The organism is Rhodococcus sp. T2V (genome assembly GCF_029269925.1).
Classification (GTDB): domain Bacteria; phylum Actinomycetota; class Actinomycetes; order Mycobacteriales; family Mycobacteriaceae; genus Rhodococcus_F; species Rhodococcus_F koreensis.
Genome location: NZ_JARJBD010000050.1, coordinates 29,089 through 49,226, shown reverse-complemented (window position 1 = coordinate 49,226; position 20,138 = coordinate 29,089). Strand labels below are relative to the sequence as shown.

The 20,138-nt window shown below is 67.1% G+C and carries 25 protein-coding genes; all 25 read left to right on the top strand.

The window, feature by feature from the left end; translation table 11 throughout:
- Nucleotides 1–36 precede the first annotated feature (36 nt).
- The 25 genes from P3H15_RS32735 (at nt 37) to P3H15_RS32615 (ending at nt 20,135) form a co-directional block, all read left to right on the top strand.
- Entirely contained in the window at nt 37–183 is a 147-nt protein-coding gene (locus P3H15_RS32735) for a hypothetical protein (protein WP_276141033.1), read from the top strand.
- Nucleotides 180–353, top strand: a complete 174-nt coding sequence (locus tag P3H15_RS32730) for a hypothetical protein (RefSeq protein WP_276141032.1) — start codon at nt 180–182, stop codon at nt 351–353. Before P3H15_RS32735 ends, P3H15_RS32730 begins: the two co-directional genes overlap by 4 nt.
- Entirely contained in the window at nt 350–712 is a 363-nt protein-coding gene (locus P3H15_RS32725) for a cyclic-phosphate processing receiver domain-containing protein (protein ID WP_276141031.1), read from the top strand. The genes P3H15_RS32730 and P3H15_RS32725 overlap by 4 nt, the downstream gene beginning before the upstream one ends.
- Nucleotides 709–858: a hypothetical protein gene (locus P3H15_RS32720; protein ID WP_276141030.1), complete on the top strand. Its 150-nt coding sequence runs from the start codon at nt 709–711 to the stop codon at nt 856–858. Before P3H15_RS32725 ends, P3H15_RS32720 begins: the two co-directional genes overlap by 4 nt.
- Nucleotides 855–1,637: a hypothetical protein gene (locus P3H15_RS32715; RefSeq protein WP_276141029.1), complete on the top strand. Its 783-nt coding sequence runs from the start codon at nt 855–857 to the stop codon at nt 1,635–1,637. The genes P3H15_RS32720 and P3H15_RS32715 overlap by 4 nt, the downstream gene beginning before the upstream one ends.
- Nucleotides 1,638–1,811: 174 nt before the next feature.
- Nucleotides 1,812–2,198, top strand: a complete 387-nt coding sequence (locus P3H15_RS32710; protein WP_276141028.1) for a hypothetical protein — start codon at nt 1,812–1,814, stop codon at nt 2,196–2,198.
- Nucleotide 2,199: 1 nt separating this feature from the next.
- Nucleotides 2,200–2,526 (top strand): hypothetical protein, encoded by a 327-nt coding sequence (locus P3H15_RS32705; RefSeq protein WP_276141027.1) that lies wholly within the window; start codon nt 2,200–2,202, stop codon nt 2,524–2,526.
- A 281-nt stretch (nt 2,527–2,807) separates the two neighbouring features.
- Nucleotides 2,808–3,173 (top strand): hypothetical protein, encoded by a 366-nt coding sequence (locus tag P3H15_RS32700; RefSeq protein WP_276141026.1) that lies wholly within the window; start codon nt 2,808–2,810, stop codon nt 3,171–3,173.
- A gap of 135 nt (nt 3,174–3,308) precedes the next feature.
- Nucleotides 3,309–3,659, top strand: coding sequence for a hypothetical protein (locus P3H15_RS32695; protein ID WP_276141025.1), 351 nt, complete (start codon nt 3,309–3,311; stop codon nt 3,657–3,659).
- Nucleotides 3,631–5,154, top strand: a complete 1,524-nt coding sequence (locus P3H15_RS32690; RefSeq protein WP_276141024.1) for a terminase — start codon at nt 3,631–3,633, stop codon at nt 5,152–5,154. The genes P3H15_RS32695 and P3H15_RS32690 overlap by 29 nt, the downstream gene beginning before the upstream one ends.
- A gap of 14 nt (nt 5,155–5,168) precedes the next feature.
- On the top strand, nt 5,169–6,464 hold the full coding sequence (locus P3H15_RS32685; protein WP_276141023.1) for a hypothetical protein: 1,296 nt from the start codon (nt 5,169–5,171) through the stop codon (nt 6,462–6,464).
- Nucleotides 6,465–6,469: 5 nt separating this feature from the next.
- A complete protein-coding gene (locus P3H15_RS32680) occupies nt 6,470–7,687 on the top strand; it encodes a head maturation protease, ClpP-related (protein ID WP_276141072.1) in 1,218 nt (405 codons plus the stop codon).
- Between the two features lies 1 nt (nt 7,688).
- Nucleotides 7,689–8,129, top strand: coding sequence for a hypothetical protein (locus tag P3H15_RS32675; RefSeq protein WP_276141022.1), 441 nt, complete (start codon nt 7,689–7,691; stop codon nt 8,127–8,129).
- Between the two features lie 26 nt (nt 8,130–8,155).
- Nucleotides 8,156–9,094 carry a hypothetical protein gene (locus tag P3H15_RS32670; protein ID WP_276141021.1) on the top strand — a complete coding sequence of 313 codons (939 nt, stop codon included), beginning with the start codon at nt 8,156–8,158 and terminating at the stop codon, nt 9,092–9,094.
- Nucleotides 9,091–9,507, top strand: coding sequence for a lipase chaperone (locus tag P3H15_RS32665; RefSeq protein ID WP_276141020.1), 417 nt, complete (start codon nt 9,091–9,093; stop codon nt 9,505–9,507). Before P3H15_RS32670 ends, P3H15_RS32665 begins: the two co-directional genes overlap by 4 nt.
- Nucleotides 9,508–9,521: 14 nt before the next feature.
- The gene (locus P3H15_RS32660; RefSeq protein WP_276141019.1) at nt 9,522–9,881 is read left to right on the top strand and encodes a hypothetical protein; all 360 of its coding nucleotides are present in this window, start codon (nt 9,522–9,524) and stop codon (nt 9,879–9,881) included.
- Nucleotide 9,882: 1 nt separating this feature from the next.
- Entirely contained in the window at nt 9,883–10,203 is a 321-nt protein-coding gene (locus P3H15_RS32655; protein WP_276141018.1) for a hypothetical protein, read from the top strand.
- Nucleotides 10,203–10,538, top strand: coding sequence for a hypothetical protein (locus P3H15_RS32650; RefSeq protein ID WP_276141017.1), 336 nt, complete (start codon nt 10,203–10,205; stop codon nt 10,536–10,538). Before P3H15_RS32655 ends, P3H15_RS32650 begins: the two co-directional genes overlap by 1 nt.
- A gap of 3 nt (nt 10,539–10,541) precedes the next feature.
- The gene (locus P3H15_RS32645) at nt 10,542–10,949 is read left to right on the top strand and encodes a hypothetical protein (RefSeq protein WP_276141016.1); all 408 of its coding nucleotides are present in this window, start codon (nt 10,542–10,544) and stop codon (nt 10,947–10,949) included.
- A gap of 78 nt (nt 10,950–11,027) precedes the next feature.
- Nucleotides 11,028–11,960 (top strand): Ig domain-containing protein, encoded by a 933-nt coding sequence (locus P3H15_RS32640; RefSeq protein ID WP_276141015.1) that lies wholly within the window; start codon nt 11,028–11,030, stop codon nt 11,958–11,960.
- A gap of 128 nt (nt 11,961–12,088) precedes the next feature.
- On the top strand, nt 12,089–12,397 hold the full coding sequence (locus tag P3H15_RS32635) for a hypothetical protein (RefSeq protein ID WP_276141071.1): 309 nt from the start codon (nt 12,089–12,091) through the stop codon (nt 12,395–12,397).
- Entirely contained in the window at nt 12,394–12,765 is a 372-nt protein-coding gene (locus tag P3H15_RS32630) for a hypothetical protein (RefSeq protein ID WP_276141014.1), read from the top strand. The genes P3H15_RS32635 and P3H15_RS32630 overlap by 4 nt, the downstream gene beginning before the upstream one ends.
- A 3-nt stretch (nt 12,766–12,768) precedes the next feature.
- Complete coding sequence (locus P3H15_RS32625; protein ID WP_276141013.1) at nt 12,769–13,584, top strand: hypothetical protein; 816 nt, start codon at nt 12,769–12,771, stop codon at nt 13,582–13,584.
- 3 nt (nt 13,585–13,587) lie between these two features.
- Complete coding sequence (locus tag P3H15_RS32620; protein ID WP_276141012.1) at nt 13,588–19,308, top strand: transglycosylase SLT domain-containing protein; 5,721 nt, start codon at nt 13,588–13,590, stop codon at nt 19,306–19,308.
- Nucleotides 19,305–20,135, top strand: a complete 831-nt coding sequence (locus P3H15_RS32615) for a hypothetical protein (protein ID WP_276141011.1) — start codon at nt 19,305–19,307, stop codon at nt 20,133–20,135. The genes P3H15_RS32620 and P3H15_RS32615 overlap by 4 nt, the downstream gene beginning before the upstream one ends.
- Nucleotides 20,136–20,138: the final 3 nt, after the last annotated feature.

Sequence of the window (20,138 nt, the reverse complement as noted above, 5' to 3'; positions counted from 1 at the left end):
AAAACGTGCTCCCACTGTGGTCGTCGTCGGCTCATCATGGCGAGCGCTTCGGGCCCACGGTTCGCCGGTGCCGGCGTCACCCACTACCTGTGCCACCCGAACAAGGGCGACGGGCCGGACTGCTACCGGCTGGTGACCATCTACAACGAGCCAATCGGATCACGGAAGGACAGTGCGCGATGAGCGGCGACGTGATCTCGCTCGACAGCCGACGCGGGCCCAGCGTCCCGACGTTCCTCTGCGAGTGCGGAAGCGCCTGGTTCAACGCCCGTGTCTGCCTCGAAGGGCGCCAGGTCACCGGCTACGGAGTGCCGATCGTCTGCGTCGAATGCGGCCGGGAGGTCACACCATGAAGCTGTTCGTCGACGACGAACGACCCGCGCCCCGCGGCTGGCTCCTCGCCCAGGACTGCCGCGACGCCCGGGAGCTGCTGCTCGTCGCGGAAGACGCCAACCACCAGATCGAGGCGATCTCACTCGACCACGACCTCGGATGCACCGGCGAGACGATCATGCCGCTCCTGTACGCGATCCAGGCCTACCGGTGGTGGCCGCGCGAGCTGTACATCCACACAGCCAACGAGGACGCCGAAGAGGTGATGCTCGGCTTCATCCGCGAGCACGCGCCCGCCGGAGTCCTCCGCGGCTACGGCTGCAACTTCTGGGGCACCGGCCCCGACACCCGAATCCAGAACTGGGAGAACCCCGCATGAGCAAGACCGCGTTCCACGACGGCAAGTACTGGCGCGTCGGAGCGATCCGCAGAAACCCCATCGCCTATGCCGAACTTCACCGGCCTGACGAGAAGTCCGTCGCCGTCCCACTGTCCAAGCTGCGTCTGGAGGAGCCGCGCCCATGATCACCGACGCCGATCACTTCTACCTCGACCGGTCAGCACGCAGCCTCCTGTCCACCCGACTGCAGGAGATCCGCGACTGGATCGTCGACGAACTCGACAACGCCATCACACGGCAGACCGCACTCGGCACCCAGGAAACCACCAGGCAGGCCCGCAGCGACGACACCGCAGACGTACTCGACCTCAACGCGTCCGACGCCGCCCACGACCTCCACGGCACCCTCCGCGTCTGGACACACCACGTCTGCACCGCCCGCAAACTGCCCTGGCCCGGCGAAGGACGCGCCCAGCACTTCGCCCGCTGGCTCGACGGCCACGTCATCGACCTCGCCCTCACCGAGCAGGCACCCGTCGCCGTCGACGAGATCACCGATGCGTGGAAGCGGGCGAAGGACGCCATCGACCCACCGCAGGGCCGAGAGTTCGCTGGCCCGTGCCAGAGTCCCGAGCAGCCGGCCGTCTCGTGCCTCGGTGTGTACGTGCGGCGTGGCACCGACGCGTGGACCTGCCGCACCTGCTCCGTTACCTGCGACATCACCGCAATGCAGGCCGATCTCCACGACCAGGTCCTTGAATACGGCTACACCGCAAACCAGCTCGCAACCGCACTGTCCCGCGAGGTCGGCGACACCGTCCCGTACGAGCGGGTTCGGAACTGGGTGCGCCGCGGCAAGCTCTCGCCCATCGATGCGGATGACGATGGAACCCAGCGGTTCAGCCTGAACGATGCGCTCACCCTGTACAACGCCACGCCGAGCCGAACAGCCCGCACAGCTTGACCACCCACAGATGCTAGGCTGACGCCGGCAGGCGCGAGAGTTATGCAGAGATGCAGCTCTCGCGCCTTTTACGTCTCACCGGGAAATCCTGTTCAGCGCAGTCGGTGAGGCTCTAACCGTCCGGGGCGCGCGTCCGGGCCCCGCATAACGCAGCTCCCTTTGAGCAGCGACGCGGTGAAAACAACGCGCACCATCTTCCGCTCGTCATACGTCACCGGCCTCGTCCGCGAACGCGAGGAACCGGAATCGAAGCACGCGCTCTGTTCCCTGGCGCAGCTGCGAGCGGATCTACTTCACACACACCAGGAGGCAGTGATGGCGAGGACATTCCCTGAAATTCGGCGCGGCACACGCGAGTACCGCGAAGTGGTCCGCATCCTCGGGCCCGAGACAATCTTCGTCGAGGACGAGAGTGTCCGGCAGATCAGCCGTCGCTGGCTCAAGGGCACGACGTTCGTCAAGGACGAGAACGGGCGGCACCTTGTCGTCGGCGACGAACTGGTGCGCAAGCGCCGGCGCATCCGCATCCCACGCGACAGCTTCCTCGCGAAGGGGGCATGACATGGCGCTCGATCGTGAAGCGGCACTCACCCTTCGCCACTTCAACCCGGCGATCAGGAACTCCGCCGCACAGGCCGCGGTCTTCGCCGCCCGTGCAGGCTTCCGCGTCCTCGTCGTCTGCGAGAACGAGACGGCGGCGCGCGAGAACCATCGGTTCGCCGCGACCCACGCCCGTGCCACAGGCGGAGCCAAGCGCATTGCGTATGGGCATGGCGACGAGACCATCGAGTTCGACAGCGGCGGCAGAGTCTGGTTCCAGTCGAACCACACACTCGACCTGGCCAGCCGCGGACTCACCCTCGACCTACTGCTCGAAGCCAGTATCTGAGGTCGACATGGACGTGATACTCGATCGCATCTTCGAGGTCATCCACCGCATCCTCGTGTGGGTGGTGACCCGATGAGTGCGTACGTACAGGGTGGTCTCATCACCGCCGTCTCACCCCTTCGGTTCCCATCGCTATACAAGGACGAGTGCGTAGTCCTTGCCCGGGCCGATGGTCTCTGGTGTGTCCGCAACGATCACGGGCACACCGAGCCCTACATCACGCGTGCACAACTGGACCTCCTCCTCACGCCTGATCGCCCTGCTGTGGCGACGGCCGGCGGGTGACGTCCACTACTGACCGCGGTCTCGGGTGGGAGCACCAGAAGCAACGTGAGCGCCTCATCAAGGACCACGTCGACGGCTCGCCCTGTTGGTGGTGCGCACTGCCGATGTTCCGCGATCGCACGAGCAACTGGGACTTCGACCCAGCCTCCGCCGATCGTGCATCGGGATCGCTCGCCGCCGACCACAGTCACGCCCGAGCCCATGGTGGAACACACAGCGACCGACTCCTGCACGGGTACTGCAACAAGTCCCGAGGAGACGGCAGCCGCGACCACCTGCGCCCCGCAGTCACCGGGCTCGACCCGATGGACACCCGCGGCGAGGACGACCCGCTTGGCATACGCCTCCTGGGCTGGCCCTGACCAGCACCGCAGCACACCCCACCCCCGAAATTATGGAGGGGGTGGGGGTCTCCTGACTGGCCATCCTCTAGTCAGGAATATCTCTCTCTGGCGTTTTTTCCACCACGCGGGCCCGCCGATCGGAGGTGATGCCACATGGCTACTCAGAAGCCACTACGCGCAGTCGCCGACGGCGAGACGGCTCCGGAGCCGCTGTCGGTGCAAGATGCGGCCAAGAGTGGATCGCACCGTGCGCTGCTGGTGGCGATGCGAGATCGGATCGCGGAGACGGTCACGAACTCGGGTTGCCCGCCGCGTGACCTGGCCTCGCTGACGAAGCGGCTGCAGGACATCGCGAACGAGATCGAGGCGATCGACGCCCGGGAGGACGACGAGTCGCCCGACAATCGTCTGCGAGCGCTGGAGACGGCATTGCGTGAGTTGGCTCCGGACCACTCGCTACTGGCAGGCACGGTCGATGACCGGTACGACGCCTCGGCCATCTGAACGGAAGCTCTCCGAAGTCGCTCGGCATCTGGTCATCCCGAAGGGGATCGTCACCTCTCAGTTCCCGCGGGTGTACAAGCGGTTGCAGGACGTCGGAGTCTCGTTCGACCGGTGGCAGCAGGGGTTCGGGCAGATCGCGCTCGGGTGCCGTGAGTCCGGAAAGTATGCGGCATCGATCGGTGGCGTGGTCGCCTCGATCCCGCGTCAGGTCGGCAAGACGTACACGGTTGGCAACCTGATCATCGGGCTGTGCCTGGAGTTCCCCGGCCTGCGGGTGATCTGGACGTCGCACCACAACCGGACGACGACGAACACTTTCCGATCGATGCAGTCGATGGTGCGGAAGAAGAAGGTGTGGCCGCATGTCGCCGCGATCCGTACCGCGAACGGTGAGCAGGAGATCGTCTTCGAGAACGGGTCGATCATCATGTTCGGCGCCCGCGAGCAGGGCTTCGGCCGTGGCATGGAAGCGATCGACATCGAGGTGTTCGACGAGGCGCAGATCCTCGGCGTGAAGGCGCTCGAGGACATGGTGCCGGCAACGAACGCCGCGAAGCACGAGCACGGTGGCCTGGTGTTCTTCATCGGGACGCCACCGCGACCCACCGACGACGGCGAATCGTTCACCAAGAAGCGGAAGAAGGCGCTCGACGGCCTGACCCTTCACCAGGTGTACGTCGAGATCTCGGCGGATCCCGACACGGACCCCGACGATCAGTCCAAGTTCGCCACGTTCAATCCGTCCTACCCGCATCGCACGCCGCTGGAATCGATGCTGCGTATGCGGGAGAACATCCCCGACGAGGATGCCTGGCGCCGTGAGGCGATGGGGATCTGGCCGGACGACGAGGACCAGGGCCCGCCGACATGGCAACTCGTCGCCCAGGACCAGTGGCGCGGGCTCGTGGACTACCCGCAACTGTTGGGGACGATCGGCGTGGGGCTCGCACGTGTCGGCGCGCATTGGGTGATCGCTGGCGCGCAGCGCACGGTCGATGACCGGATTCACGTCGAGGTCGGATACGCGCGGATGGCTTCCAACCCCGAGATGGTCGACCTGATCGGGCGCGTCGATGAGGCGATGGAGCCGTGCGCGATCGCAACGGACAGCCGCTCGCCGGCGGCGGTCCTCGAACCGCTGATGAAGACCGCCGAGATCGAGCTGATCAAGTCGACGACGAACCAGGCCGCGCTGATGGCCCAGGGGTTCGTCGACGACGCCGAGGACGGTCTGATCTGCCACGCCGATCAGCCAGCACTGCGTTATGCGGTCGAGCACGCCACCAAACGTGAGCTGCCGCGCAAGGACTGGGTCGTCGACGCGAACGGCGACCCCGGAAACGCGCCGCTGCTCGCGGTCGTGCTGGCCCGGTGGGCGCTACTCACGTTCGAGTCCCGCGTGGTCGGGGCCGCGGCCACGCCCGCGTTCGAGCGCACCACCACACACACCGGCGGGCACGCCGATTCGTTCGACGCGATGACCGTCGCGTTCTGAAGAAGGAGGTGACCATGGCGCAGACTGCGCGACCGGCCACCGAGATGGGCTACGTCAACGGCGGCGGGACCGAGTGGCAGCAGTGGGATCACACCGAGAAGGTGCCCGAGCTGCAGTGGCCCGAGTCGGTGAATGTGTTCAGCCGGATGGGTCGCGAGGACGGCCGCGCGTCCTCGGTGCTGCGCGCGATCGGGCTGCCGGTCCGCCGCACGACGTGGCGCCTGGACCAGAACGGCGCCCGCGACGAGGTGACCGAGTTCTGTGCTCGGAACCTGAGGTTGGGGATCAAGGGCTCGGACTTCGTGCCGACCACCCGCACTCGGGGCCGATTCTCGTGGCGCAGTCACCTGCAGCAGGTGCTGCTGATGCTGCAGTACGGGCACTCGATGTTCGAGCAGGTCTACCAGATCGAACCGGATGGCAAGCTCGGGCTGCGGAAGCTGGCGCCGCGGCCGCAGCGGACGATCTCGAAGATGACCGTCGCGCTCGACGGTGGGCTCGAGTCGATCACGCAGGAAGCGCCGGTCGGCAAGCTCACCGCGGCGTCGGCGATTCCGGACGGGTTCACGATCCCGGTCAGTCGGCTCGTCGCGTACGTGCACGAGCCGGACCCCGGTCAGTGGCAGGGGAACTCGATTCTCCGACCGGCGTACAAGCATTGGATTCTCAAGGACGAGTTCATGCGGACGCAGGCAGTCGCTGCGCGCCGCAACGGCATCGGTGTCCCGGTCGGTACCGCATCGAAGTCCGACGACCAGGCCGAGGTCGACCACATGGCCGACCTCGCGTCGAACTTCACGGGCGGAATGACCTCCGGCGTGGGCCTGGCCAACGGCCAGTCCCTCGATCTGCTCAGTGTGCAGGGTGTCCTGCTCGACATTCAGCAGGCGATCGACTACCAGGACAAGCAGATCGCGCTCGCTGGTCTCGCGCACTTCCTGAACCTCGACCGCGGCGGCTCGTTCGCTCTCGCCAGCGTGCTCGAGGACCCGTTCGTGGAGTCGGTGCAGACCCTCGGCGAAACGATCGCCGACATCGGCACCGCCCATGTCGTCGAGGACCTGGTCGACCTGAACTGGGGCGAGGACGAGCCCGCGCCGAAGATCGTGTTCGACGAGATCGGGTCGCGCCAGGACCTCACCGCGGCCGCACTGAAGATGCTGATCGACGCCGGAGTGATCCGCCTCGACCGCTCACTCGAGGAAGACGCGCGTCAGCGGTACGGCCTGCCCGCGAAGGACACGCCAGCCCCATCCGAGCCGTGGACGCCCGGTGGCGACCCGAGCGAAACCGAGGAGACGACCACGTGAAGGAGATGAACATGGCCATCCGCAACGGCGCTGGCGCTTCCAGCCGATCGCGCGATTGGTGCCAGATCAATGCGCAGGCTGGCGCTGCCACCGAGATCATGATCTACGGCGTCATCGGCAGCTACTGGATGGAGACCGATGCGCAGACGGTCGCCACCCAGATCAAGGCCCTCGACACAGACGAGATCGTGGTCCGGATCAACTCGCCTGGTGGCGCTGCGTTCGACGGCATCGCGATCATGAATGCTCTTCGGTCACACGAGGCGAAGGTCATCGTCTACATCGACGGGCTCGCCGCGTCGGCCGCGTCGGTCGTGGCCATGGCCGGTGACGAGATCATCATGGGCGAGGGATCGCAGATGATGATCCACGAGGCCTGGATGTACACCGAGGGCGATGCCGCAGGCCTGCGCGCCGATGCCGACCGACTCGACAAGCTGTCGGACTCGCTGACCGCGGTGTACGCCCGTCGCGCCGGTGGCGAGGTCGATGAGTGGCGTGCACTCGTCGCCGCTGAAACTTGGTTCACCGCAGAGGAAGCCGTCGCGGCCGGTCTCGCAGACCGAGTCAGCACCGACGCCGCCGTAGCCGGTGAGCTCGCCGCGGCATTCAACTTGTCGCGTTTCCGCTTCGCGGGTCGGGAACATGCCCCGGCGCCGCGAGTCCCCTCTGCCGAGGCGGTAGAGGTCACCAACAGGAAGGAGGGCGACATGCCCACCCTCAAGGAAACCCTCGCCCAGCGCCTCGGCACTGCCGCTGACGCTGACGACGCGACCGTGGTCGCCGCTCTCGACGAGGTGCTCGCCGAGCAGGCCCAGGAGCCCGCCGGTCCGGCGTCCAACCGCACCGCCGGTGAGACCACGGCCGAGCAGGTCGCGAACTACGCGAGCCAGCATGGCCTCGTGGTCGTCGACCGCGCCCAGCACGAGGACTACGTCGCTGCTGCCAACGAGGGCCGCGCCGCTCGCGCACAGCAGATCCGCGAAGGCGACGAGTCGCTCGTCGAAGCCGCCATTCGGGCTGGGAAGTTCGGCCCCGGTCGCCGCGACCACTGGCTCAACTCCCTGCGCGTTGACCGCGAGGGCGCCACCGAGGCGATCAACAGCCTCGCCTCCGGGCTCGTCCCGCTCGCCGAGGTAGGCCACGGCGTCGACCCCGAACCGACCGGCGACACCGACTTCACGTCCGTCGACAAGTTCAACAACTGGATCGAGGAGAACTGACATGGCTGCAATCCCACAGATCACCCAGGGTGGACCGAAGACCTTCATCCCCGACGAGGTTGTCCTCGGTGGCCAGCTCGTCGAGTCGATCGACAACGGTCGCGTCAAGCCTGCAGCCGCGGGCAGCTTCCGGGTCGTCGGTGTCGCGCTCACCGACGGGCAGAGCCCGGAGACCGCGCAGGGCGGCACCACGTTCGACGCCATCGGCCGCCCGATCATCAACGCGATGCCGATCCCCACGGCCGTCTCGGTCGCCTACGGCGGCACCGAGACCCGGGTGACGTACTCGGCCGCAGCGAAGTGCGGCGAGAAGCTCGTCGCGACCGCGGCGGGCAAAGTCGGCCCCGCCGGAGCAACGCCCGACGCTCGCACGATCGTCGGCATCTGCACCCAGCCCGGAGGCGTCGCCGCCAACGCGGTTGGCCTGATCCGGATCGCCTGATCCCTCACACCCACAGGAGATAACCCATGGCACCCAGGACCGTTGTGAGCGGGTCGGACGGCGCGGCACTTGCTGTCGCCGACTTCCTCGCCAACCCGCTGCTGATCCCCACCAAGCTCAAGAAGCTGCTGACCAACCAGTTCATCGCCGAAGCGCTGCTCCGCAACGCCGGCGCGAACACCTCCGGCATCTTCGCCTACACCGAGGGCGACCCGTCGTTCCTCGCCGACGACATCGACGAGCTCGCAGAGTTCGCCGAGATCACGGTCTCGAACGCGTCCCGCGGAACCCCGAAGGTCGTGTTCTCGACCAAGCGCGGCAAGGGCGTTCGCGTCACTCTCGACATGATTCGGAAGAATCAGATCGACGACGTGAACAAGCAGGTCACCGCGCTGAAGAATTCCTTCATCCGCACGAACGACCGTGCGGCGAAGGCAGTCCTCGGGAACGTCCCGACCTTCCCGGTCTCGACCGCCTGGGATGTGACCAACTCCCGGCCGCGGCGCGACATCGCCGACGCGATCTTCGAGATCTCGCAGGCCGCTCCGACGGTCGGCGAGGGCGGCAGCGACGACGAAGGCTTCGAGTTCGCAGCCGACACGATCGTCATGAACCCCGCGCTCATGCCGATCCTGATGGACAACGACGATCTGCTGAAGGTGTACCGGGGCAACATCGCCGACCAGAACATCGCCTACGTCGGTGCGCTGCCGGAGACGATCCACAACCTGCAGATCATCGTGTCGAAGGCGTGGCCGGCCGACCGTGCGCTCATCCTCGAGCGCGGCACCATCGGCTTCTACGGCGACGCTCGCCTGCTCACCTTCACCGAGCTGTACCCGGAGGGCAACGGCCCGAACGGTGGCCCGCGGGAGACGTGGCGCTCCGACGCCACCCAGGAGCGCGGCATGGCGCTCGACCAGCCCAAGGCTGGCCTGTGGCTGACCGGGCTGGTGACGCCGTGACCGAGTACGTTCTGACCGCACTGCGGTTCGACCAGATCCTCGAACGCGACGCCAACGGCCGCCCGAGCAAGGCGATCAAGCACCGGCGGGGCGATGTGATCAGCGACCTCGACGAGCAGGAAGCGCAGCGCCTGCTGAAGGCAGGTGCGATCGCCGAAGCGGTGCAGGCCGCGGACCCCGCCGACCCCGCGGACGACGACAGCGACGGCGACGACCAGGTTGGCACGCCGCCCGCCGGCGGCGATGCGCCCACCACGCCGAACCAGACGTCGGCTGACCAGCCCCGCAAGCCGCGCGTCACCGCGACCGCCGAGAAGTGGCTGGCCTACGCCAAGTCGATCGGTCTCACCGACGTCGACGGCAAGGACAAGGACGAGCTGATCGCCCTCGTCGAAGCCGCCGAGCAGAAGTGAGCTGAGGGCGCGCCGTGGCTGACTTCGTCACCGTCCCAGACGTCGTGACCGGCTGGCGCCCCCTGTCCGCCGTCGAGGGGCCCTGGGCGGCGCAGCTCATCGCTACCGCATCCAGGTGGATTCGAGATCCGAAACGGCGGCCGGACATCGCCGACGACGACCCGGACGCGCAGTTCGTCGTCATCGAGGTCGTACGTGCCGCGCTGACGGCCGCCAAGCACGCCGGGCACGTCACCTACTCGAAGACAGTAGGGGGCGTGACCCGGGCTGGCACCCTCGTCAACCCCGGGCGGTCCCTGGTGTTCACCGAGTACCACCACCAGATTCTCGGCATCTCGCGGTCGGCGAAACCATCGTGGACGTTCGGAGACTGACATGGACGAACTCGGCAGCCAGACGGTCCGCGTTATCGAGCGGATCCGCGGCAAACGTGGCGTGATGACCGAGCAGCCGGGCGACGAGTTCCCCGGCTGCTCGGTGCAGCCCGTCACCTCCATCGAAGGCGTCCCGATCGAACGTCACACCCGGTGGGAGCTGTACGCGCCACCCGGGTTCCCGGAGTCGACAGAGAACGTCCTCGATATCACCGGCATCGGTCCGCGGTTGCACGTCGACGGCGACTTGCAGACGTGGTTCGACGACGACGGATCCCCAGACCATGTCTGGGGATACCTCAAGAAGTGGGAGGGCACCTGATGGCTGATCCGAAACCAGGGACGTTCAGGTTCACGTCGAAAGACGCGAAGGCGGTGATGAACTCACCTCAGTTCCGGATGATCGTTCGACAGAACGCCAAGGTCGGTCTGAACGCGTTCCAGCGGCACGTGAATGCGCGTGGTGGCACCGGGGAGATGGCGCGCTCGGCGCACCTTGAAGACGGCAGGGGCTGGGATGGTCGGCCTATGACTCGCATCGTCGTCCCGCGGGCTGGTCGCGGCAACCCTATCGCCGCGGAGTTTGGCACCAGGCGGTCGTCGGCGGTTCACGGGTTGCGGGCCGCAATCGCTGCGATCAACCGGAAGAATAGGTGACGGATGGCTGTCGAGATCGACGAGACACTGTTTCCGGACATTCAGGAAGTGCTGATGGTGTATCTCGCCCCGGCCGGAGAGACCGATACTGAGCCACCCGTTGAGGGCGGCACTGGCATCCAGATCAATCGGGTCGGCGGCGGCAATGACGGCATCAGCGACTATCCGCGCGTGCAGATCACCTGCCACCACCCCGACCCGCGGGGCGCGTCCAAGCTCGCTCGGCAGGTCGCGAACCGGATGGAATGCATAGCCGGTCAGGCGATCTCGGTGGAGGACGAACCACGTCCGATCTGCGTCGACTCATGCCGCGTCGACACCCCGCCGGAGGCTGAGCCGTACGAGAACCCGGACGCGCGCCGCGAGGTCGCGTTCTACGCGCTCAGCCTGCAGAAGCCCTGGCGGCGCTGAGACTCACACCGAACAACCCACATACCCGAGGCCCGCGACATCCAGTGTCGTGGGCCTTCCTCATGCCCAGGAGGCATCATGGCCAGCGACATTGGACAGCTCGAAGTCTCGCGTCACCAGCGCGAACTCATCCTCAAGCCGAACCGCGCCCACATCTACGGGATGGGCATGGACATCGACCCGATCGAGTACATCACCGAAGGTTCGAGCTCCCAGCTCGCCGAACTCCCCGAGGGGGCATGGGACTTCGGTCTCCTGCTCAAGGACGACGCGATCACCCTGACCCGGGAACTCGAGAAGTCCGACATCATGGCGGTCGGCTACTCCAACCCGGTCCGGTCGGACTTCACGTCCGACGTCGCCGGACTCCAGTTCACCGGCCTGGAGGCGAACCGGTACAACATCGAGAACAACCTCGGCATGGATCTGTCGCAGATGGTCGCGGATCCGGAGACCGGTGAGATCGCGTTCGATCAGCCGGCCATCACCGCGATCCGGCAGCAGCGCTACCTGTCGCTGTCCCAGTTCAATACCGGTGAGGACCGGATCTTCCTCGGTCGCCTGTTCTACGCGGGCGAGGTTTCCGAGATGGGCGAGCAGACCCTCTCCGACGGAGAGGGGTCGCTGGTGTGGCCGACGACCGTCAACGCGACGGTCGACACCGAGCACGGTGTCTCGGTGCGCCACTACTTCGGTGGCCCCGGCTGGAACCGTGTCCTCGAGGACGCCGGATTCAAGCGCGGCGGACTGACGATCACCACCGCGTCGCTGCCCGGCGGCACCGTCAGCACGCCCTACTCGCAGACCCTGACGGTCACCGGCGGCACCGGCTCCAAGACCTGGTCGCTCGCGACCGGCACGTTGCCCGCCGGCCTGGCCCTGAACGCGTCGACGGGCGCCATCACCGGCACCCCGACCGCCGCGGGCACGTCGAACTTCACCGTCCAGGTCGTGGACAGCGTGACTCCGGGCAGCGTGCAGAAGCCGCTGTCGATCGTCATCGCTGCCTGACCGACGCCCGGCCCTCGCGCCGGGCCCGAGAACGCACTGGGCAGGCGGGGATCGGCGGTCGACCGCCTGCCCAGTGCATCTTGACCGCCACACCGACCGTCATCGAAGGAGGTCCCGTCGTGGGACACATGCGCACCATCAACAAGGCCGATTGGACACCGACACCGCTGGTGTCGCCGAAGGGCCGCCTCTACACGCCCAGCTCGTACATCGAGCACAAGCAGCTGGTCGCGTCCGGGTACGCGCCCGCACCCCAGCCTGCTCCCGCCGAGGCTGCGCCCGTCGAGCCCACTCAGGCTGCGGCGCCCGGCGCGCCACCGGTGCCTGAGGCCCCCGCGGAGTCGAGCGAGAAGCCGACCGACGACGAACCCGCCGACGCGCCGTCCGAGGCGCCTAAGACCAAGACCACCCGACGCACCACCGGAGGCGCACAGTGAGCAAGGACCTCGACAACGTGACCCAGCTCGACGACCAGAACGTCCGCAAGTATGGCGGCGAGCAGCGTGAGCGCAAGGAGCCGTTCAAGTTTCAGATCGGCGAATCGCCCACCTTCGTGGTCCAGGAGCCGGACGCCGACACCGTCATGGACATCGAGGAGGCCCGGACGACACGCCGTGTCCTGAAGCTGTTCCTCGGTGACCAGTTCGACGACCTCGCCGACTTCATCGGCCCGGAGCACCCGGACACGCTGATCGACCTCGCACGTGACATGTCGAAGCACTTCGGGCTGTTCGATGCGGAGCAGGCGGTGAACCGAGCTGACCGGCGCGGTCGCGATCGGCGCCGTGTCGGTCGTCGTCGCTGATCGATGACCAACGACAACGGGTCGGCGGCCTCGTATTTCGAGACTCTCCTCGAGGAGGCCGCCGGTCCGTTCGTCTTCTGTCTGGACGAGGACGGGCCCGAGTTGGTCGTCGAGGTGCCCGACGCGGCCGATGTCGCCGACCTCGACACCACGTCCTCTGTCCACGATCAGCTCGACCTCCTCGTCGGCGAGCACCAGGCCGACGTGATCGCCGACCACTTCGCGCGTCGGCCGATCTCCGAACTCGCCGACCTCGTCGACGACATTCGCGAGCACTTCGGGATTCTCGTCCCGCCGGACTGTGGGTGGGCGTACCTGGTCCACGAGATCGACCGCTACGGCGAGGCGATCGAGAAGGACCTGTTCACCATGCCCGGCGACGAACGGCTCTACGACTGGGTCCGCGATCACCTGAGTAATCCCTGGAACCGGCTGCTGCGGCTATTGCCCGCACTCCCGGAGGGAGGCTGGTACTACGCGGCGATCGCCGACGACGACGAGCGTGCCATGCAGCGCCTCGAGATGGAGCAGCGCGGCGAGCTGCCAAAGCCGTCGAAGCGGCCCTCGCTTGTGGGCTGGACTAACGAACGCGAGCTGCTCACCGAGGCAGTCGAGTCGCTGGGACAGATCCTGCACGGCGTGTGGGGTGCGAGCCCGAAGTTCAAAGGCAAGGGCGGTAAGCCGCCGGCGCGTCGACTGCGGCCGCAGACCGCACGTGACCGCGCCGAGGAATACCAAGCGCTCGTCGAGCACGACGACATCTCGTCGCAGCTGCTCGGCAGCCGCTACACGCGGCGCATCCAACCTCGGGAGGTGTGATCAGTGGCTGAGGCTTTTGTCAACGTTCTGCCGTCGATGAGCGGTTACTTCAAGCGGGTGCGGACCGCGATCAAGGCCAACCCGGTCCGGCATGAGATCGACGTCCGGGTCGACGAGCGCCAGCTCGCGAAGGCGAAGTCCGACCTCGATCGCGCCTCCAAGGGTGCGGCCGACGCACGGCGCCGCGAGGTAGCAGCGACCAAGGACGTCGTCTCGGCAGAGAAGGAGCTGCAGGCCCTTCGCAACCGCGGTGTCTCCGACGCCGGTCGACTCGCCGCCGCCGAGGGCAAGGTCGCCAAGGCCAAGCGCGACAGTCGGACCGCGGCCGATGCGTTGCAAGCCGCGGAGTCGAAGCGTTCGACGGCCGGCACCCGCGTCGCACGGATCGAGGCTCGGATCGACAGCAAGCGCGCCGAAGCCGAGAGTGCAACGCTGCTGCAGCGGCTGTCTGCGGGTTTCGAGAACGGTGGCCGCACGGTCGGCTCCCGGTTCGTCGACGGCATGAGCGCGACGATGAACTCGAACTCGCGTGGCAGCGAGGAGGGGCGCAGCTTCGCGGCAGGGTTCGTCTCCGCCATCGGCACCGGAATGCGGATGGCGGCAGTAGGTTTCACGGTCGCCAACGACGCGGCACGGTCGGTCATCAGAAATGTCGGGATGGCCGCCGCCGGTATCGGGCTGGCCGCACGGGTCCTGAAGGGGTTCAGCGCAGGCCTGCTCGTCAGCTCCTCCCTGCTGAAGGTGATGACCGGTGCGGGTGTCGCCAAGCTGGCCGGCCTGCTGCGACTGGCCGCCGCGGCTGCGAACATCCTCGCGCGGGACATCGGCCGGGTCACCTCGGCGCTGTTGGTCATGGCGGCAGTGTCGAAGCTGATCGGCACCCTGACACGCATCGGCCGCGCTCTGGGCATGGTGACAGTCGGGTCCGCGGTGGCGCTGGGCGCCATGTCAGCACTCGGCTCCGTCGTGGGGTCGTTCGCCACCGGTCCGCTTGTCGCGGGCCTGACGGCTGTCGCCGCAGCGATGGGAACCGTCGCAGCGGCAGCGGCGGGCATCCTCGGCCCCGCCATCGGCGTGGCGAAGATGGCGTTCTCCGGACTGTCCGATGGTGCGAAGGCGTGGGACAAGGCGCAGAAGGCTGCCAGCACCTCGTCCTCGCAGGGCGCATCGGCGATGAAGGCCGTTGAGAGCGCCAAGAAGTCGCAGGCCCGCACCGCCGAGCAGGGCGCCCGCCAGATCGTCGACGCAGAGAAGCGGGTCGTCGACGCGCAGAAGAAGGTCAAGGAGGCACAGGACGACGTCAACGACGCCCGGAAGGAGGCCAAGCGCGACGCCGACGGCTACGCGCGGACCCTCAAGGGCCTGACTCTCGACGAGAAGAGCGCAACCCTGGCCGTGGCCGAGGCCAGAAAGAACCTGCGCGAAACCAAGGGCAATCGGGACTCCGACCCCCTCGACGTGTGGCGGGCGGAGCTCGGCGTCGAGGAGGCGGAGCAGGCTCTCGAAGAGGTCAAGGCCTCGAACAAGGAGCAGCGCGCCGAGATCGCCGAAGCGCAGGCCAAGGGCATCGAAGGCTCCGACAAGGTGGTCGAAGCCAAGGGCCGCGAGGTCGACGCTCAGGAGCAGCTGCGCGAGGCCCAGGCCGATGCCGCGCAGACGCAGAAGGACGTGGCTCAGGCCAACATCGACGCCGCGGAAGCGGTGGCGGACGCCTACCAGAGCATGGCGGATGCGCAGCAGTCGGCGACCTCGGGAGACGACCCGTTCGCCGCGATGATCGGGCAGCGACTCGCACCGCTTCTGCAGGCGTTCAAGAACCTGCGTGAAGAGGTCACCGACCGCTTCAGCGGAGCGATGACCGGCTCGTTCGGCACACTTGGCGGACTGATCACCCGGCTCACGCCGAGCCTCGGTGGACTGTCCGCCACCCTGGGCAACATCGGATCGCAGATCGCGACGTCGATCTCCAGCCCGGCCGCCACGGCCGGGTGGGAGCGAATGATCGACGGATCGAACCGCTTCTTCGGCAGCCTCGCGCAGGGCGAAAGCGGTATCGGCTCCGTGTTCTCCGGGCTGATCAGCGTCCTCGGAACCGCGGCGCAGACCTTCGCAGACAGCGGAGCCGGGATCAACGGATGGCTGCTGGACCTTGGCGAGAAGCTCCGGAACATCAGCGCCGAGGACCTCAAAGCGACGTTCGCCGGGATCCGGCAGACGTTCGAGAACATCAGCACCGTCGCCGGTCCGCTGTTCTCGCTGTTCCGCGGGTTCGGTGCGGAAGCCGCGTCCGGGCTCGCGCCCGGATTCTCGGCGATGGGGCAGGCGATCCAGGACGCCATTCCTGGACTGATGGACATGGCGCGGGAACTGATGCCTGCCCTGGGTCAGGCGCTGACCAACCTGGCTCCGATCCTGCCCGGCCTGGTGGAGGCATTCCGTCCGTGGGCGGACGTTATCGCGGCGGTGGCGCCGCACCTGGCGACCATCATCGAGAAATTGGCCCCACTGGCGCCGCTGCTGCTGACGACCGTCATGGCTGTCAAGGTCATCGGTGTCGCGATCACTGCGTGGAACGCTGCCATGTTCGCCGCCTCGGTGGCGCAGGGTGTGTTCGCCGCAGCGACCGGGCGCTCCGCTGCAACGCTGGGCACCAACACGATCGCCCTGGCCGCGCACCGCGCAGCGCTGCTCATCGGAACCGCGGCGACATGGGCGTTCAACGCTGCTATGGCGGTGATGACCTCGCCGATCACGCTGGTCGTCGTCGCGATCGCCGCACTCGTCGGAGCCCTGATCTGGTTCTTCACGCAAACGGAGCTGGGCAAGGCGATCTGGGAGAAGGTCTGGAGCGGAATCACCACCGCGCTGTCCGCGGCCTGGGACTTCATCAAGGGTGTCTTCGCCAAGATCGGTGAAGTCTTCGGTGCGGTCATCGGGTTTATCCGCGACAACTGGAAGCTGATCCTGCCGATCGTGATGGGTCCACTCGGCCTGATCATCGTGCTGGTCACCACGTTCTGGGATCAGATCAAGACCATCTTCAAGGTCGCGATCGCGATCGTGATCACGGCGGCCATGCTGCTGTGGGAGGCGATCAAGGGCGTGTTCACCCTGATCGGCAACGTCGCAACCTGGGTGTGGCAGACCTACCTGCAGCCCGGGTTCGAGCTGATCAAGGCCGGACTACAGGCGCTCGGCGATTTCTTCGGCTGGGTGTGGAACTCGCTGATCAAACCCGCGTGGGATGCGCTCGGTGCTGGGATTTCGTGGGTCTACGACAATGTCCTGCAGCCGCTGTGGGATCGATTCGTTCGAGGTCTCCAGAACATCGGTGACTTCTTCGTCACGATCTGGGAGAAGTTCATCAAGCCCGCCTGGGACAAGCTCGGCGAGGGGATTTCGTGGGTCATCGACCAGGTCGTGCAGCCCGCGTGGGAGCGTTTCACGCAAGGTCTGGGCAAGATCAGGGACTTCTTCACCGAGGTCGTGAAGGGGATCGGCGAAAAGTGGGACAGCCTCAAGGGTGTCCTCGCGAAGCCGATCAACTTCATGATCAACACGGTCTGGAACGAGGGCATCCTCAAGGCCTGGAACAAGGCTGCAGGGCTGCTCGGTCTCGACCAGGCCCAGCCGCTCGCGGGCATCCCCGAGCGGGCGACCGGTGGTCCGATCTTCGGGCCCGGCACCGGCACGTCGGACGACGTGCTGATGTGGGGCTCGAACGGCGAGCACATGGTCACCACCGCGGAGGTGCAGGCGGCCGGCGGCCACAACGCGATCTACGCGATCCGCGACATGATCCTGCGCGGCATCCCGTTCGAATGGGATGGCGGGCAGATCGTTCGGCAGGTCGGCCGCGACAACCTCAACGCCTACGGCGCCCGCGTGGCGTCGAAGGGGTACGGCAACGTCGACCCGCAGGGCATGTTCGACTGGCTGCTCCCGGCCTACAAGGACGGCGGCGAGATCCGCCCGATGTGGCAGACGCAGCTCGAGAACGGCCACCGCGCCGCGAAGATGCGGAACGGCAACCCGTACACCTGGGGGTTCGAGGACTGCTCGGGGTACATGTCGATGATCGCCGACGCCATCATCAACGGCGGCGACGGCATCAGGAAGTGGGGGACCAGCTCGTTCCCCGGCGGCCAGCCGTTTGTGCCCGGGCTTGGCGAGGGCTTCTCGGTTGGTGTGCATGACGACCCGGGCGGGCCCGGCGGTGGACACACCGCGGGAACCCTGACCGGTGTCGGCCCGTACGCGACGGTCAACGTCGAGTCCGGTGGCGGCCATGGCGTCGCCTACGGCGGGCCTGCGGTCGGTGCGGATAACGCGCAGTTCGCGGGTAAGCACCCGGGTCTGTTCCACCTCGCGATCGGCGCCGACGGCGCCTTCGAGTCGGGTGGACGCGGTGGTGGATCAGGACCGTCTCCGGACGGGAAGAAGTCGTTCGTGCAGCAGAAGATCACGGACATCTTCGACTTCTTCCTGAACCCGATCAAGGCCACTATCGGTGCCGCGATCGGCACGCCCCCGCCGGAGTCGCGTGGTGTGCCGTCGAAGTTCCTCGACAAGGGCCGCGACATGACGTCGAAGTTCCTGGCCGACAAGGTCACCGGCCTGGGCGATCTGCTCGGGTCGGTCTGGGACAAGGCAAAGGGCATCGGCGGACTGTTCCGCGATCAGGGCGGATGGATCCCGAACGGGCTCTCGATCGTCCGCAACGAGACCGGCAAGCCCGAAGCCGTCCTGAACTGGGATCAGGTCCGCACTGTTGAGGACCTGATGCAGTTCATGCAGGCGAACGCGGCCGCGGCGGGCAAGTACGCCGGGGAGATCGACTGGGGCGGTGTCGGCGGGCAGATCGGGACCTCGCTGCTCGCGGAGTGGGGGAACGACCTGCTCGGCATGGCTGGGTTCTCGTCCCAGTTCGAGGGGATGCAGCTCGTCGACGAGACGGGCCGCAGTCGCTCGGATGAGGCGGGGCCACGTGATGAGGCCACGTACGACGAGAAGCCTGCCGAGTCCCCGGCGGCCGATCCTGGCGCGGGGGAGTCCGTCCCGGCGGTGGTGGAAGCGCCGGCCGCGGTCGAGGTGAAGGCGCAACCGGAGTCCGTCGTCGACGCCGTGAAGCGCGCGTTCGCGCCGTACGGCTGGAACGAGGGCGACCAGTGGGCCGCGGCCGACTGGATCGTCCAGAAGGAATCGGGTTGGAACCCGCTGGCACGCAACAAAAGTTCCGGTGCGTTCAGCCTGTTCCAGTTCCTCGGCTCGACGAAGGACCAGTACCTGCCCGACGAGAGCGAAGACCCGTACACCCAGGGCGTCGCGGGAGCGAAGTACATCCGCGACCGGTACGGCGACCCGATCGCCGCGAAGACGTTCTGGGAGAAGAACGGTTTCTACGACCAGGGCGGAATCGCCTCGGGCAAGGGCTACCTGCTCAAGGACGTCATCCGCCCCGAGCGGGTCCTCTCGCCGCGGCAGACCGAGGCGTTCGAGTCGCTGGTCCCGATGCTCGACCGGGTCCAGTCGGCCGCGACCGCACCGGGTGACGTGCTCACCGGGGCGGATCGGGCAGCGCTCGAGTACGCACCGGTCGGCGGCGGAGACAGCTGGAACTTCAACGGTGAGCTCTCGCCGGCAATGAGGAGGGAGGTCGAGATCATGGTCAACCAGCGTGAGCGCGGCCAGAGTCGTAGAGCCGAGTCCAGGAGGCGTTGGTGAACGACTCGATCACCATGATCGGGTGGAACGGGTCGCAGTACAAGCTCGGCGGCCCGACGAGGGGCAAGGTGCGGGACGCGTGGATCGAGGACGGCCTGGCCGGACTCTGGGTCCCCGCGCCCCGCACCCCGACCCGCACCTCCCGGGCATATCAGCACGGTTCGACACCGAAGGTCACGAAGATCGAGGAACGCCTCCTCGACTTCCAGGCCCGGATCGAGGGCCGCACCCGACGCGACTTCGAGAAGGCATTCGCCGAGTGGATGGCGGTGTGGTCGTACGACTACGACAACGAGGTCATCACCAAGACCGGCGACGGTCAGCGGTCGATCCGGCTCCGTCTCGACCGCGATCCGAAGATCGTCGGCCGGATGTCGATGCAGACCACCCGCATCAGCGTCGAGATGGTCGTGGTCGCCTGCTGGCCGTACCTGACGTCGGGCACCGATCCCGTCATCTGGACACCCGGCGTCGGGTCGCACACCGGCACGGTGGTCGTCGACAACCCGACCGACGTGCCGCTGTGGATGAAGTTCGAGGGCACACCGGCGACGAAGTGGATCCTGCCGGATGGCATCTCGGGCCGCACCGTCCCGATCCCGCCGCAGACCACCGGGTGGCGGGTCCAGACCCGGCAGGACTTCCAGACCATCCGCGCGGCCGGCGGCGGCTTCGAGGTGTGGAAAGCCATGCGCGGCGTGAACTTCCTACACGAGATCGCACCGGGAACCCCGCCGACCGAGATTCCGGTCGAGGTGCAGGGTTCGGCGGTTCCCGCCGAGCTGCGGATCCACCTGCCGCGCTACCACGAGATGCCCTGGGGGTGATCG

Coding starts and splice junctions, on each gene's coding strand:
- P3H15_RS32735 (WP_276141033.1), top strand. CDS start 37: ATGGCGAGCGCTTCGGGCCCACGGTTCGCCGGTGCCGGCGTCACCCAC.
- P3H15_RS32730 (WP_276141032.1), top strand. CDS start 180: ATGAGCGGCGACGTGATCTCGCTCGACAGCCGACGCGGGCCCAGCGTC.
- P3H15_RS32725 (WP_276141031.1), top strand. CDS start 350: ATGAAGCTGTTCGTCGACGACGAACGACCCGCGCCCCGCGGCTGGCTC.
- P3H15_RS32720 (WP_276141030.1), top strand. CDS start 709: ATGAGCAAGACCGCGTTCCACGACGGCAAGTACTGGCGCGTCGGAGCG.
- P3H15_RS32715 (WP_276141029.1), top strand. CDS start 855: ATGATCACCGACGCCGATCACTTCTACCTCGACCGGTCAGCACGCAGC.
- P3H15_RS32705 (WP_276141027.1), top strand. CDS start 2,200: ATGGCGCTCGATCGTGAAGCGGCACTCACCCTTCGCCACTTCAACCCG.
- P3H15_RS32695 (WP_276141025.1), top strand. CDS start 3,309: ATGGCTACTCAGAAGCCACTACGCGCAGTCGCCGACGGCGAGACGGCT.
- P3H15_RS32690 (WP_276141024.1), top strand. CDS start 3,631: ATGACCGGTACGACGCCTCGGCCATCTGAACGGAAGCTCTCCGAAGTC.
- P3H15_RS32685 (WP_276141023.1), top strand. CDS start 5,169: ATGGCGCAGACTGCGCGACCGGCCACCGAGATGGGCTACGTCAACGGC.
- P3H15_RS32680 (WP_276141072.1), top strand. CDS start 6,470: ATGAACATGGCCATCCGCAACGGCGCTGGCGCTTCCAGCCGATCGCGC.
- P3H15_RS32675 (WP_276141022.1), top strand. CDS start 7,689: ATGGCTGCAATCCCACAGATCACCCAGGGTGGACCGAAGACCTTCATC.
- P3H15_RS32670 (WP_276141021.1), top strand. CDS start 8,156: ATGGCACCCAGGACCGTTGTGAGCGGGTCGGACGGCGCGGCACTTGCT.
- P3H15_RS32655 (WP_276141018.1), top strand. CDS start 9,883: ATGGACGAACTCGGCAGCCAGACGGTCCGCGTTATCGAGCGGATCCGC.
- P3H15_RS32650 (WP_276141017.1), top strand. CDS start 10,203: ATGGCTGATCCGAAACCAGGGACGTTCAGGTTCACGTCGAAAGACGCG.
- P3H15_RS32645 (WP_276141016.1), top strand. CDS start 10,542: ATGGCTGTCGAGATCGACGAGACACTGTTTCCGGACATTCAGGAAGTG.
- P3H15_RS32640 (WP_276141015.1), top strand. CDS start 11,028: ATGGCCAGCGACATTGGACAGCTCGAAGTCTCGCGTCACCAGCGCGAA.
- P3H15_RS32635 (WP_276141071.1), top strand. CDS start 12,089: ATGCGCACCATCAACAAGGCCGATTGGACACCGACACCGCTGGTGTCG.
- P3H15_RS32625 (WP_276141013.1), top strand. CDS start 12,769: ATGACCAACGACAACGGGTCGGCGGCCTCGTATTTCGAGACTCTCCTC.